General features: G+C 65.2%; 12 protein-coding genes. 10 read left to right on the top strand and 2 right to left on the bottom strand.

What is annotated here, in order from left to right; all coding sequences use genetic code 11:
* Position 1 precedes the first annotated feature (1 nt).
* Positions 2-862: a phosphogluconate dehydrogenase C-terminal domain-containing protein gene (locus HNO81_RS15080; protein WP_175318923.1), complete on the top strand. Its 861-nt coding sequence runs from the start codon at positions 2-4 to the stop codon at positions 860-862.
* An 88-nt stretch (positions 863-950) separates the two neighbouring features.
* Here HNO81_RS15080 and HNO81_RS15075 read toward each other — a convergent pair whose 3' ends face one another.
* Complete coding sequence (locus tag HNO81_RS15075; protein WP_175318922.1) at positions 951-1994, bottom strand: LacI family DNA-binding transcriptional regulator; 1044 nt, start codon at positions 1992-1994, stop codon at positions 951-953.
* A 237-nt stretch (positions 1995-2231) separates the two neighbouring features.
* On the opposite strand from HNO81_RS15075, the gene HNO81_RS15070 reads away from it, so the two are divergent.
* From HNO81_RS15070 to HNO81_RS15040, 7 genes are all read left to right on the top strand, one after another.
* A complete protein-coding gene (locus HNO81_RS15070; RefSeq protein WP_175318921.1) occupies positions 2232-3560 on the top strand; it encodes an extracellular solute-binding protein in 1329 nt (442 codons plus the stop codon).
* Entirely contained in the window at positions 3557-4492 is a 936-nt protein-coding gene (locus HNO81_RS15065) for a carbohydrate ABC transporter permease (protein ID WP_175318920.1), read from the top strand. The genes HNO81_RS15070 and HNO81_RS15065 overlap by 4 nt, the downstream gene beginning before the upstream one ends.
* Before the next feature lies 1 nt (position 4493).
* Entirely contained in the window at positions 4494-5399 is a 906-nt protein-coding gene (locus tag HNO81_RS15060) for a carbohydrate ABC transporter permease (RefSeq protein WP_175318919.1), read from the top strand.
* Between the two features lie 30 nt (positions 5400-5429).
* The gene (locus HNO81_RS15055) at positions 5430-6620 is read left to right on the top strand and encodes a Gfo/Idh/MocA family protein (protein ID WP_175318918.1); all 1191 of its coding nucleotides are present in this window, start codon (positions 5430-5432) and stop codon (positions 6618-6620) included.
* A gap of 69 nt (positions 6621-6689) precedes the next feature.
* A complete protein-coding gene (locus tag HNO81_RS15050; RefSeq protein WP_175318917.1) occupies positions 6690-7694 on the top strand; it encodes a sugar phosphate isomerase/epimerase in 1005 nt (334 codons plus the stop codon).
* 48 nt (positions 7695-7742) lie between these two features.
* Positions 7743-8441 carry a ThuA domain-containing protein gene (locus HNO81_RS15045; RefSeq protein ID WP_175318916.1) on the top strand — a complete coding sequence of 233 codons (699 nt, stop codon included), beginning with the start codon at positions 7743-7745 and terminating at the stop codon, positions 8439-8441.
* Positions 8426-9541: a Gfo/Idh/MocA family protein gene (locus HNO81_RS15040; protein WP_175318915.1), complete on the top strand. Its 1116-nt coding sequence runs from the start codon at positions 8426-8428 to the stop codon at positions 9539-9541. The genes HNO81_RS15045 and HNO81_RS15040 overlap by 16 nt, the downstream gene beginning before the upstream one ends.
* Before the next feature lie 33 nt (positions 9542-9574).
* Here the strand turns inward: HNO81_RS15040 and HNO81_RS15035 are convergent, their stop codons facing one another.
* Positions 9575-10726 (bottom strand): diguanylate cyclase, encoded by a 1152-nt coding sequence (locus tag HNO81_RS15035; protein ID WP_175318914.1) that lies wholly within the window; start codon positions 10724-10726, stop codon positions 9575-9577.
* Positions 10727-10933: 207 nt separating this feature from the next.
* On the opposite strand from HNO81_RS15035, the gene HNO81_RS15030 reads away from it, so the two are divergent.
* Both HNO81_RS15030 and HNO81_RS15025 read left to right on the top strand, forming a co-directional pair.
* Positions 10934-12295, top strand: a complete 1362-nt coding sequence (locus tag HNO81_RS15030) for a hemolysin family protein (protein WP_175318913.1) — start codon at positions 10934-10936, stop codon at positions 12293-12295.
* Positions 12288-13328 (top strand): hemolysin family protein, encoded by a 1041-nt coding sequence (locus HNO81_RS15025; RefSeq protein WP_175318912.1) that lies wholly within the window; start codon positions 12288-12290, stop codon positions 13326-13328. The genes HNO81_RS15030 and HNO81_RS15025 overlap by 8 nt, the downstream gene beginning before the upstream one ends.
* The last annotated feature ends 293 nt before the right edge of the window (positions 13329-13621 follow it).

Here is a 13621-nt window from a genome sequence, read left to right as displayed (position 1 = left end):
AATGTCAGCAGAAACTTTGACCGTCGCCGTCATCGGAGCCGGAGGAAAGATGGGGCTGCGTGTTTCCCGCAACCTCCAGAAGTCCGGCCACACCGTCTTCTACAGCGAAAACTCCCCCGCCGGCCAGGAACGCGTCCAGGCCGAAGGCCGCGAAATCACCGCCACGGACGCCGCCGTCAAGGGCGCCGACGTGGTGATCCTCGCCGTCCCGGACACCGTCCTGGGCATCGTGTCCGAGGGCGTTGTCCCGCAGATGAAAGCCGGATCCATCCTCCTCACCCTGGACCCCGCCGCCGCTTACGCCGGCCTGCTGGCAAAGCGCGACGACGTCGTCCAGGCAGTTGCGCACCCCTGCCACCCATCCGTGTTCCTGGAGCGCACCACCAAGGAGGAATGGGCCGACACCTTCGGCGGCGAGGGTGCCCCCCAGAACGTCGTGGCAGCCATCGACCAGGATGCCCCGGAGGCGGCCAAGGCTGCTGCGGAGGCGACCATCCGCACCATCTATGCCCCCGTCATCGACGTCCACTGGGTCACCGTCAAGCAGCTCGCCATCCTTGAACCCACCCTGGTGGAGACCGTGGCCTGCATGATCGGCACCCTGCTCAACGAAGCACTGCACGAGACTGTCCACACCGCGGGCGTCCCCGAGGAAGCCGCGAAGGCCATGTTGTTCGGCCACGTCCAGATCGCGCTGACCAATGCACTGCGAGGCTCCAACCCGTTCTCCGAGGCCTGCGAAATCGCCATCCAGTACGGCAAGGACACCATCATCAAGGACGACTGGAAGAAGATCTTCGACGACTCCGAACTCGACGGCGTCATCGCCAAGATGCTCAAGCTGGAAGCGGTCAAGCGCTAAGACCCCTCACCACAGCGGCGGTTGCCACCCGGCCCCATGGCCCGGGTGGCAGCCGCCGCTTTTGGTGTCTATGGCACTGTCTTGGCGCTCAGGCGCCCGGCGGAGCGGTGGATTCGCGGACGATGACGTGGGTGGCCAGCTCCACCCGGTGGGAATCCAGGACTTCTCCGCGCGCCTGGCGCAGCAGCGACCTCAGCGCAGCGCGTCCCATCTCCTCAAGGGGCTGGGCCACCGAGCTCAGGGAAGGAACGGACTGCTCTCCCTGGTTGGTGCCGTCGAAACCGATAAGGCTGATGTCCTCCGGGACCCTGATCCCGTGATGGTGCGCCTCACTGAGGACGCCCAGCGCGATCGTGTCGCTCCCCGCGAAGATGGCGGTGGGAAGTTCCTCCAACTCCAGCAGGGCTTTGAGGCCCTTGACCCCGCTCTCGGTCCGGAACCGGCCACCGGAAACAATGTACCGGGGGTCCACCGGAACACCGGCCGCCATCAGGGCCGCCATGTAGCCATGCAGCCGCGCCTGGTTGCATTCAGCACCCTCGATCCCGCCGATGTAGGCGATGCGGCGGTGCCCCAGCCCCAGCAGGTGCTCGGTGGCCGCCTTGCCGCCGGCCCAGTTGGTTGCCCCTACACTGACGACGTCGGCGGAAGGCGGGTTAAGGGGGTCGATGACCACCACTGGAATCTGGCGGCGACGGAAGGCATTCAGCTGGTCCTCGCTGAAGGCTGAGGTGACCACGATCATGCCTGCCCTGCCCTCTTCCAGGATCCGCTGGGCGCGGCGTTCGGGACTGTGCGGTCCGCTGGTTGACTGGCCGGTCACACTCACCAGGATCTCGACGCCGGCGCCGGCCGCAAACTGCAGGATGCCGTTCAGGACCTGGATGGTGTAGGCGGAGTCGAGCACATCGATGACCACTTCCACCACAGGGGCGCTTTCCGTGGCTGCACGGCGCTGCACGGGAGACCGGTACCCCGCTTGTTCCAGTGCCGCGAGGATCCTCGCCCTGGTTTCAGGCGCCACATCATCCCGGCCGTTCACCACTTTCGACACAGTCGGTGCCGAGACTCCCGCCTGCCTGGCAACGGTGGCGAGCGTCGGCTTGGTCCGCTCAGGCAATTTGGTCGACATTGGTTCGCAATCTTTCGAAGATGAAGAGTGCCACCATTGTGCGGACATGGCCCTGCCGGGGTCAAGCGTGTCCGGATTTTCACAGCAGATCGGAAAAAGATCCTCTACGATCCCTTGACCGCGCCGCGTTTTAGGGCTTTAGTTTACAGCGTGACTTATATCACCGTTCGAAATGTTTCGAACGAACGTCGGAGCTGACGCCCCGTACCTCGACAGCACATTCACCTTGGAGAAGCAATGAAGCAACCCCAGACCTCGCGGCGCTCTTTCCTCGCCCTCGCTGCCCTCACTCCTTTCGCCGTTGCCGCAACCACTGCCTGCGGGACGTCAGGTCCGGGGGCGTCCAGCGCCAACGGAGGCGCCAGCATGTGGTATCTGTCCGGAGAACCCAACCAGACCACCATGCAGAAGGCCGTCGACACCTTCAATTCAGCCAACTCCGCGGACAAGATCAGCGTCACCTACTTCCAGAACGACGCCTACAAGACAAAGATCAAGACCGCGATCGGCGCCAACCAGGCACCCACCATCATTTACGGCTGGGGCGGCGGCGGCCTCAAGACGTACGCCGAAGCAAACCAGGTTGAGGACCTGACCAGCTGGTTCGAGCAGAACCCCGACCTCAAGAACAAGTTCTTCCCGGCCTCCTTCGGCGCCGCAACGATCAACGGCAAGATCTACGCCCTCCCCAACCAGTACGTGGCTCCAATCGTCCTGTTCTACAACAAGGAACTGTTCCAAAAGGCCGGCGTCCAGCCGCCCAAGACCTGGGAGGACATCATGTCCCTGGTCAAGACCTTCAATGACATGGGCGTGGCCCCGTTCTCGCTGGGCGGCCAGTCGCGGTGGACCTCCATGATGTGGCTCGAATACCTCCTGGACCGCATTGGCGGCCCGGAGGTGTTCAAGGCCATCTTCGAAGGCAAGCCCAACGCCTGGATGGATCCGGCCGTCATCGAGACCGGCACCAAGATCCAGGAACTCGTCTCCGCGGACGGATTCATCAAGGGCTTCTCCTCCATCACCGCCGACTCGCAGGCAGACCAGGCCCTCCTGTTCTCCGGCAAGGCAGCCATGATGCTGCACGGTTCCTGGACCTACGGCTCCATGAAGAAGGCCGGCCAGAACTTCGTCCAGGACGGCAAGCTGGGCTTCGCCCCGTTCCCCACCGTTGCCGGCGGCAAGGGCGATCCGAAGAACGGCGTGGGAAACCCCGCAGCCTACATGTCCATCTCCTCCAAGGCCAGCGACAAGGAAAAGGAGTCCGCCAAGAAGTTCTTCAAGGACGGCATCCTCACCGAGACGGTGATTGACGCCTACATCAACTCCGGCTCGGTGCCGATCGTCAACGGCATCGAGGACAAGCTGAACACCTCCGAGGACAAGGCGTTCCTGAACTTCGTCTACGACATGGCAAAGAACGCACCCAGCTTCCAGCAGTCCTGGGACCAGGCGCTCAGCCCCACCGCCGCCGAGGCCCTGCTGAACAACATCGACCAGCTGTTCCTGAAGTCGATTACGCCCCAGCAGTTCGCCGAGAACATGAACGGCACCCTCGGGAAATGAGTAACGCCGTCTCCACCGCCCCGCGGGCCACTGCCAGGATCAAGGAATCCAAACAGACCGAACAGCGCAAGGCCGCCCTGGCCTGGCTGACACTGCCGGCGCTCTTCTTTTTCCTGGTGTTCGCCGTCATCCCGCTGGTCGGCGTCCTCATCCTCAGCTTCACCAGCTGGGACGGAATCGGTGCCATCGGGGCGGCGGGGATGGACAACTGGTTCTCCGTGCTGGCGGATCCGGGGCTGTACAACGCGCTGGGCCTGACGTTCCTGATCATGATCGTTTCGTGGCTGGTCCAGACGCCCATCAGCCTCCTGCTGGGCGTCTTCACCGCCGGAAGCCAGCGCTACCGGGCGGCCCTGGCGGTGCTGTACTTCCTGCCACTGCTGCTGTCCTCGGCCGCCGTCGCCATTGCCTTCAAGGCGCTGCTGGACCCTAACTTCGGCCTGGCCACAGGCTTGGGACTTCCCTTCCTGGCGCAGGACTGGCTGGGTGTCCCGCAACTGGCCCTGGGCCTGGTCATCTTCGTCATCGCCTGGCAGTTCGTGCCGTTCCACACGCTCATCTACCAGGGCGGGGTACGGCAAATTCCCAAGTCGCTGTACGAGGCAGCCCAGATCGACGGCGCCGGGACCATCAAGCAGTTCTTCCACATCACCCTTCCCCAGCTGAAGTACACCATCATCACCTCATCCACGCTGATGGTGGTGGGCTCGCTGACCTACTTCGACCTCATCTTCGTCCTCACCGGCGGCGGACCCGGAAACTCCACCCGGATCCTGGCCCTGGACATGTACCTGCGGGGCTTCCGGGCCAACCTCATGGGCCCCGCCAGCGTCATCGCCGTCATTCTCGTCGTCATCGGCCTTGTACTCGCCTTGTTCCTCCAGCGCCTTGGGGGCAAGGACAAGCAGGGCAGCCAATTGGAAGGTTTGTAGGGTGAGCACCGTCCTGAAAAGCACTGCGCAGGAAGCCCGGACCGCATCCGCCGGCGGCCCTCCGGCCGCGAACCGGGGCCTCGGCCCACGGTTGAGGCGGCTGAACATCCCCGGCGGCCTCGGCGGCTGGATCTGGCTGGCCATCATCATCCTGCCGGTCTATTACGTAGTGATCACCAGCCTTAAGACGCAGGCGGGGTACTTCGGCCAGAATCCGCTGGCCCTCCCCACCTCGCCAACGCTGGAAAACTACCAGATGGTCATAGAGGCAGATTTCGCCACGTACTTCATGAACAGCGCCATCGTCACGCTGGGCTCCGTGATTCCCACGGTGCTGGTTTCCTTCATGGCCTCCTTCGCCATCGTCCGCGGCAGTGGAAGGTTCCTCAAGCTGGTCAACGGGATGTTCCTCATGGGGCTGGCCATCCCGCTGCAGGCCACGATCATCCCCATCTACCTGATGATCATCCGGCTCAACCTATATGACAGCCTGCTGGCACTGATGCTGCCGTCGATCGCCTTCGCCATTCCGCTGACGGTTCTGATCCTCTCCAACTTCATCCGGGACGTCCCGAACGAACTGTTCGAGTCGATGCGGCTGGATGGCTGCAGCGAATGGCAGACCATGTGGCGGCTTGCGCTTCCCCTTACCCGGCCCGCCATCGTGACCGTAGCCATCTACAACGGCCTGCACGTCTGGAACGGGTTCCTGCTTCCGCTGGTCCTCACCCAGAGCCCCGGACTGCGGGTCCTGCCTTTGGGCCTGTGGACCTTCCAGGGCGAATTCAGCGTCAACATCCCTGCCGTTCTGGCCTCCGTGGTGCTGAGCACCCTGCCCATCCTGGTGCTCTATGTCATTGGCCGGCGGCAGCTGCTGGCAGGCCTCACCGCCGGCTTCAGCAAATAGCGCCCGGGATCTTCAGAAAGGACTTTCAACATGACCACCGCACAACCCCTGCGGGTCGGGATGGTGGGTTACGCCTTCATGGGTGCAGCCCACTCCCACGCCTGGCGCACAGCGCCCCGGTTCTTCGACCTGCCCCTCCAGCCCCGGCTGGCCGCAGTGGCGGGAAGGAATGCCGACGGCGTCCGTGCCGCAGCGGACAAACTCGGCTGGGAATCGGTTGAGACGGACTGGCGGCGCCTGATTGAGCGCGACGACATCGACCTCATCGATATCTGCACTCCCGGCAACACGCACGCCGAGATCGCCATCGCCGCCCTGGAAGCCGGAAAGCACGTGTTGTGCGAGAAACCGCTGGCCAATTCCGTGGAGGAGGCCGAACGGATGACGCTCGCCGCGGAAACGGCCGCAAAGAACGGTGTCTTCTCGATGTGCGGCTTCAGCTACCGCCGCACCCCGGCGCTGGCCCTGGCAAGGCGGTTCGTACAACAGGGCAGGCTGGGCGATATCCGCCATGTCCGGGCCCAGTATCTGCAGGACTGGCTGACCGACGCCAATGCCCCCATGACCTGGCGGCTGGACAAGAGCAAGTCCGGCTCCGGCTCCCTGGGCGACATTGGGGCGCACAGCATTGACGCGGCCCAGTGGGTCACAGGCCTGGATATCAGCGGGGTCTCGGCACTGCTGGAGACCTTTGTGCAGGAACGGCCGCTGGCCGGGGACCTGGTGGGCCTCGGCGGCCACGGCGACCTCAGCAGTGACGCTCCGCGCGGGAAAGTCACCGTGGATGACGCGGCGATCTTCAGTGCAAAGTTCGACGGCGGCGCGTCAGCAGGTGCCATCGGCGTCTTTGAAGCCACTCGCTACGCCCTGGGCAGGAAGAACGCCATGCGGCTGGAGGTCAACGGCACCAAGGGGTCCCTGGCTTTCGATTTCGAGGACATGAACGTCCTGTCCTTCTACGACGCCGCCGAATCACCGGACGCCGGCTTCCGGAAGATCTTCGTCACCGAGCCCGAACACCCCTACGTGGGGAACTGGTGGCCCACGGGCCACGGCCTGGGGTACGAGCACGGCTTCACCCACCAGGTGGTGGACCTCGTCACGGCCATCGGCGAAGGCCGCCAGCCGGAACCGTCGTTCGCCGACGCCCTCCAGGTCCAGCGGGTCCTGGCGGCCGTGGAGTCCAGCGCCGCGAACTCCAGCCAATGGCAAAAAGTCTGAGCAGTGGCAGACCACGGGCAGCGGTTCGCCACAGCCAACCACCAGCATCAAGCGATTCAAGGAACACACATGACACGACCAATCACGCTGTTTACCGGCCAATGGGCAGACCTGCCCTTCGAGGAGGTGGCACGGCTCGCGGGCGAGTGGGGCTTTGACGGGCTGGAAATCGCCTGCTGGGGAGACCACCTTGACCCGCGCCGGGCTGCCGAGGATGACAACTACCTCCAAGGCCGCCTGGACATCCTCGAAAAGAACAACCTCAAAGTGTTCGCCATCGCCAACCACCTGACCGGCCAGGCCGTGTGTGATGATCCCATCGATGAGCGCCACCAGGGCATCCTGTCCGCAGAAATCTGGGGTGACGGCGAGCCGGACGGCGTCCGCCGCCGGGCAGCGGAGGCCATGAAGGACACGGCCAGGGCGGCTGCCCGTCTGGGGGTGAAGACGGTCACCGGCTTTACCGGTTCCTCCATTTGGAAGGCAGTGGCCATGTTCCCGCCGGCCTCCCAAGCCATGATCGATGCCGGATACCAGGACTTCGCGGACCGGTGGAACCCCATCCTGGACGTCTTCGATGAGGTGGGAGTCCGGTTCGCCCTGGAAGTCCACCCGTCAGAAATCGCCTACGACTACTGGACCGCCAAACGCACCCTGGAGGCAATCGGCCACAGGGAGAGTTTCGGCCTGAACTTCGATCCTTCCCATTTCATCTGGCAGGACCTGGACCCGGTGATGTTCCTGCAGGACTTTGCGGACAAGATCTTCCACGTGCACGTGAAGGAATCCATCCGCCAGCTGGATGGACGCAACGGACGCCTGGGCTCGCATCTGGCCTGGGCGGACCCGCGGCGCGGCTGGGACTTCGTTACGGCAGGGCATGGAGACGTGCAGTGGAACCGGATCTTCCGGACCCTGAACGCCATCGGCTACACCGGCCCCACCAGCATCGAGTGGGAGGACGCCGGCATGGACCGGCTCATCGGCGCCCCGCAGGCGCTGGCCATGGTCCAGGAACTGGCCCGGATCGCCCCGCCGGCAGCGGCGTTCGACGCCGCCTTCGCCAGCCGCTGACCCTACGCTTTGCCGGCACTGGCCGGCAGCCAACCAAAGGAAACTCCAATGACAGAACGCAAGAACGCCCTGGTGGTCCGCGGAGGCTGGGACGGCCACCAGCCCTACGAGGCCACCGAGCTCTTCATCCCCTTCCTCAAGGACAACGGCTACGACGTCAGGGTGGAGGAATCTCCCAAGGTCTACGCCGATGCCGAATACATGGCGGGGGTTGACCTGATCATGCAGTGCATGACCATGACCACCATCGAGAAGGACGAATTCGCCGGGCTGCGGGCGGCCGTGGAGAACGGGACCGGCCTGGCCGGCTGGCATGGCGGCATTGCGGACTCGTACCGGAACACCTCCGACTACCTGCACCTCATTGGCGGCCAGTTCGCCTGCCACCCCGGCAAGCACCCGGACGAGTGCATCGGGGAGCAGTCGGACAACTACGTGCCGTACACCGTGAACATGCTGCCGGCCGCCGCCGACCACCCCATCACCAAGGGCATCCAGGACTTTGACCTGGTCACAGAGCAGTACTGGGTCCTCTCGGACGATTACGTGGACGTCCTGGCCACCACCACCCAAAAGGTCCGCGAATGGGACCCGTGGAACCGCGAAGTGACATCCCCTGCCATTTGGACCCGCCAGTGGGGCAAGGGACGGATCTTCGTGTCCACCCCGGGCCACCGCGTGGAAATCCTCCAGGACCGGAACGTACGCACCATCATCGAAAGGGGCCTGCTGTGGGCAAGCCGTTGAAAGTAGGAATTGTTGGCTGCGGAGCCATCATTGCGCAGTACCTCACCAACTTCCGGAGGCTGGACCAGATCCAGCTGGTGGCCGTGGCGGACCTGGACCCGGCACGCGCCCAGGCAGTGGCGGATGATTACGACGGCGTCCGTGCCCTCTCCGTGGAGGAACTGCTCGCCGCGGAGGACGTGGACCTGGTCCTGAACCTGACCATCCCCGCCGCACACGCTGACGTAGCCCTGAAGGCGATTGCAGCAGGAAAGAGTGTCTACGGCGAGAAGCCCCTGGCTGCCACCACGGAAGAAGCCCGCACAGTGCTGGAAGCGGCGCGGGAGGCCGGCGTCGTCGTCGGCTGTGCCCCTGACACCGTGCTGGGCACGGGCATCCAGACCGCCCGCAAAGCCATCGACGACGGCCTGATCGGTGCCCCTGTTTCGGCGTCGGCCACCATGGTCACCCCGGGCCATGAACGCTGGCACCCCAACCCTGACTTCTACTATCAGCCCGGCGGTGGGCCCCTCCTGGACATGGGTCCGTACTACGTCACGGCACTGGTAACGCTGCTGGGCCCGGTGGTGTCGGTGATGGGTGCCGCCAGCCACACCCGGAACGAACGGACCATCGGCTCGGGCCCGCGGCAGGGGGAAAAGGTGCCCGTGAACATCGATTCCCACGTCACCGGTGTCCTGATGCATGCCTCCGGGGCGCTGTCCACGCTCTTCATGAGTTTTGACGCCGTGAAGTCCAAGTCCCCCAACATCGAGATCCATGGCGAGCGGGGATCCCTGGTGGTACCGGACCCCAACCACTTCGACGGCGATGTCCAGCTGTTCCGGCTGGGCGCCGAGGACTGGGAGACCCTTCCGGTATCCGCCGGCTATGTCGATTCCGGCCGCGGATTCGGCATCGCGGACCTCGCCGCCACCCCGGAGGGTAAGGAGCCGCGGGCGGGCGGTGCCCTGGCCTACCACGCCCTGGAGGTCATGGAATCGGTCCTGGAGTCCGCGCACAAAGGCACGGCGGTGGCCATCCACAGCACCGTCGAGCGGCCCCGGAGCGTGGAACTGACCGTCCTGGCCGAGCAGGCGGACGCACTCCAGTCCAAGTAGCCGGTTCCCGGAGCCGCGCCGCGTCCAGCAGGGCTAATACAGCCCGTCGCTGCGCGCGGCGCGGTTCCTGCCCAGGGACTTGGCCCTGTACAGGGCAGCGTCCGCAAAGGCGATCAGGTCATCCACATCGGACGTCCCGGCGTGGTACGTGGAAATCCCGTAGCTCACGGTGGGCATCTCCATCCCGTCCGGTGTTTTCGCGCAGGCCAGGCGCCTGCTGATCTCCTCGGCGATGGTTTCCGCGCGTTCGGCACTTGCCCCGGGAACCAGGATGACGAACTCCTCCCCGCCATACCGTCCAATCAGGTCGGTGGAACGCACCGTGGCAACGCAGGCATCGGCGAAAGCCTGCAGCGCCAGGTCCCCGGCGGCGTGGCCGTGGGTGTCGTTGACCGCTTTGAAATGGTCCAGGTCGGCCAGGATCAAGGCTCCGGCCCCGCCCGTTATGCTCCGGTCAGCCACCTGCTCCGCAGCCAGGTCCATGAAGGCCTTGCGGTTCAGAAGCCCGGTGAGGTCGTCCCGGGTGGCCACCACGCGAAGCGCGCGCGTCTGCTGCTCGCTGCTCAGCGCGGCCATGCTGAAGGACACCACCACCAGCAGCACCATGGTCACCATGGTGGTTACGGCGGAGCCAAACACGGTGACGAAGACCGGGCCGTCCTTCCCCTCCACCAGGAATGCCAGCCAGCGGAAGAAGTAGAAGGCGGACAGGCCTCCCGCTGCCACCGCCATGGGGATGCGTACCCGTGAATACCCTGGTTCAAGGCGCCAGAGTTCATGCGAAGCCAGCCCGACGGTGAGGCTCATCGCGGCCAGGAACACCGGCCCGCCTGCCCAGGTGTTGGTGGCCGGATGGTCAAACAGTGAGGCCACAAGCGTTGCCAGCGGGATCCCGGTGAACGCCCATTGGGGCGGCCGTACCGTCCGCAGCGAGCGCGCCCCTGCCCACACGGCAACCCCGCCGAGGACCAGCAGGGTGTTCCCTGCCGGGTTGGCCCACACCTGGTGGGGTGTTCCATCGAGGAGGAAACAACCCGATCCTGACAGGAAGAACAGCAGGGCGCCGCACCACCAGGCGCTGTAGGACGAGCGCGTTACCCGGTAAGCGGAAAAGTAGAAGAGAACCACCAGCACCAGGGCCATCAGGCCAAAAGCGATGCGCAGGGTTGCCGTATCCAGAACCATGTGCCAGAAGTCCCCCCAAACGCGGCGATTACTGCTCACGCAAGTATCGCACCTCACACTGACAGTCCAGAACGTCCCGGCCCGACTGCGGGAACTTCCCCGCCCGCACCCGAGTTGAACAAACCATGGACGACCCTCCTTCACACATGCCCTGGCCCCTCTGCCGCCTGACCGGATCACCGGCCACACCAGGAGAGGGGCGCCCCAATGTATGAATGGATCATGCTGGGCATCGGCCTGGTCCTGACCGTCGGCACCGGCTTCTTCGTCGCCTCGGAGTTCGCGCTGGTGAACCTTGACCGGCATGAGCTCGAAGCCCGCCAGGCCCGCGGGGAGAAACGCCTTGGCCCCACCATCAAGGCCCTGCGCATCACCTCCACCCACCTCTCCGGCGCACAGCTGAGCATCACCCTGACCACCCTGCTGACGGGTTACACCTTCGAACCTGCCATCAGCCGGATGCTCAGCGGCCCGCTGCAGTCCGCAGGGCTGGCCGAAGCGCTGGTTCCGGTCGTAGGATCCGTTGCCGGCATCTTCCTGGCCACCGTATTCTCCATGGTGATCGGCGAGCTGGTGCCCAAGAATTTCGCCCTGGCCCTGCCCCTGGCCACTGCCAAGGTGGTGGTGCCGTTCCAAGCGCTCTTCACCACCGTGTTCAAGCCCGTGATCCTGCTCTTCAACAACACTGCCAACCGGATCATCCGCGGTTTTGGCATTGAGCCCAAGGAGGAACTGTCCGGTGCCCGGAGCGCGGAGGAGCTGAGCTCCCTGGTGCGCCGCTCCGCCGTCGAGGGCGTCCTGGACCTGGACCACGCCACCCTGCTGCACCGCACCCTCCGCTTCTCCGAGTACAGCGCGGCGGATGTGATGACCCCGCGCGTCCGGATGGCCGCCGTCGCGGCGTCGGACAGCGCCGGGGACATCGTGGCCCTGGCAACCTCCACCGGGTACTCCCGCTTTCCGGTGATCGGGCGTGACAAGGACGAGGTCCTGGGCCTCCTGCACGTCAAACAGGCGTTCGCCGTGGGCCTCGGGCTGCGGGCGGACACCACCGCGGCGGAGCTCATGATCGAGCCGCTGCGGGTACCGGAATCCATGGGCGTCGACACGCTCCTGGGCCTGCTGCGCCGCCAGGGTCTCCAGGTGGCAATCGTCTCCGACGAGCACGGTGGCACCGCCGGGATCGTCACGCTGGAGGACCTGGTGGAGGAAATCGTGGGAGAGCTGGAGGACGAGCACGACCGGGCCCGGGCGGGCGTTGTCCGGGTAGGCCGCTCGGTCACCTTCGACGCCGCCCTCCGGCCCGACGAACTGCTGGACCGCACCGGTATCGAGGTCCCCGACGGGGAGGAGTACGACACCGTCGCCGGGTTCGTCACGGACCGGCTGGACCGGCTGCCGGAGCTGGGCGACGAGGTAGCGGTCGACGGCGGCACCCTCCGCGTGGAGCGCGTGTCAGGCATGCACGTGGAACGGCTGCGGTTCACCCCTGCCGCATCCGGTGAACCGCCCCGCAGCCCGCATGACCGCATCATCGACAACCTGACCCAGGAGCTGACCCATGAGTGAGTACCTTCCCGGCATCATCTGGCTGGTGGTGCTCCTTCTGGTGAACGGCTTCTTCGTGGGGGCGGAGTTCGCCGTCATTTCGGCCCGCCGGTCCCAGATTGAACCCCGCGCGGAAGCCGGCAGCAAAGCCGCCAAAACCACGCTGTGGGCCATGGAACATGCCACGCTCATGCTGGCCACCAGCCAACTGGGAATCACTGTATGTTCGCTGGTCATCCTGAATGTGTCCGAGCCTGCCATCCACCACTTGCTGGAGATCCCGCTGGGCCTGACTCCGCTGCCTGCCGAGGCGATCGGCGTCGTCGCGTTCATCGTGGCGCTGCTGCTGGTGACGTTCCTGCACGTGGTGGTGGGTGAGATGGTGCCCAAGAACATCTCCTTCTCGGTGCCCACCAGGGCAGCCCTCTTGCTCGCCCCGCCACTGGTGTTCGTGGCCAAGGTGTTCAAGCCGGTGATCTGGACGCTGAACGGGATTGCCAATTCGGTCCTCCGGCTCTTCCGGGTGCAGCCGAAGGATGAGGCCACCAGCGCCTACACCTTGGACGAGGTGGCCACCATCGTGGAACAGTCCACCCGGGACGGCATGCTCAAGGACACCACCGGCGCCCTGACCAACGCCTTCGAGTTCACGGCTAAAACCGTGGCCGATGTCCAGGTGCCCATGGCGGAGATAGTGCTGCTGCCTGACCCCGCCACGCCGGCGGACATCCAGCAGGCAGTCGCATCCCATGGCTACTCCCGCTACATCCTGGCCGGCGGGGCAGGTGAGCCGGCCGGCTACCTGCACCTCAAGGACGTCATGGACCTCACTTCGGCGGAGAAGTTCCACCGTCCGGTGCCGGCCAAGAGGGTGCGCCGCCTTGCATCGGCATTTGCGGGGGCGGACCTTGAGGATGCGCTGGCGGCGATGCGGCGGACGGGCGCGCATGTGGCCAGGGTGTTCGACGCCGACGGCAGGACCACCGGCATGCTCTTCCTCGAGGACATCATCGAGGAACTGGTCGGCGAGGTGCAGGACGCCACCAGTGCATAGCCAGCCGTGATCCGGTGGTGACGGGGCACGGATCCAGGAAGATCCGCGTCCCACCTTTTTCCACCGGCCCATAGCCCCCGACGGCGGCGGGCGCTAGAGTGGGTCCCGTTCACAGCCTGCCGTTCCCGGCAGGAGGACGGTGAACCCGCGAGGGATTGGAGGTGGTTTTGATGACTGCAGTTGCCGCGCGCCCCGAGCGCACCGCATCCACCACATCAACCATCCGTCCCGGTTGCGCCCGCCTGGCCTGAACGGCAGCGTTTCGTCCGCAGCACGGCTGCCGCACCGGGAAA

The organism is Pseudarthrobacter sp. C4D7, from assembly GCF_013359725.1.
Classification (GTDB): domain Bacteria; phylum Actinomycetota; class Actinomycetes; order Actinomycetales; family Micrococcaceae; genus Arthrobacter.
Note: the sequence above shows the minus strand (reverse complement) of the source record. Positions and strands in the feature narration are given on the sequence as shown.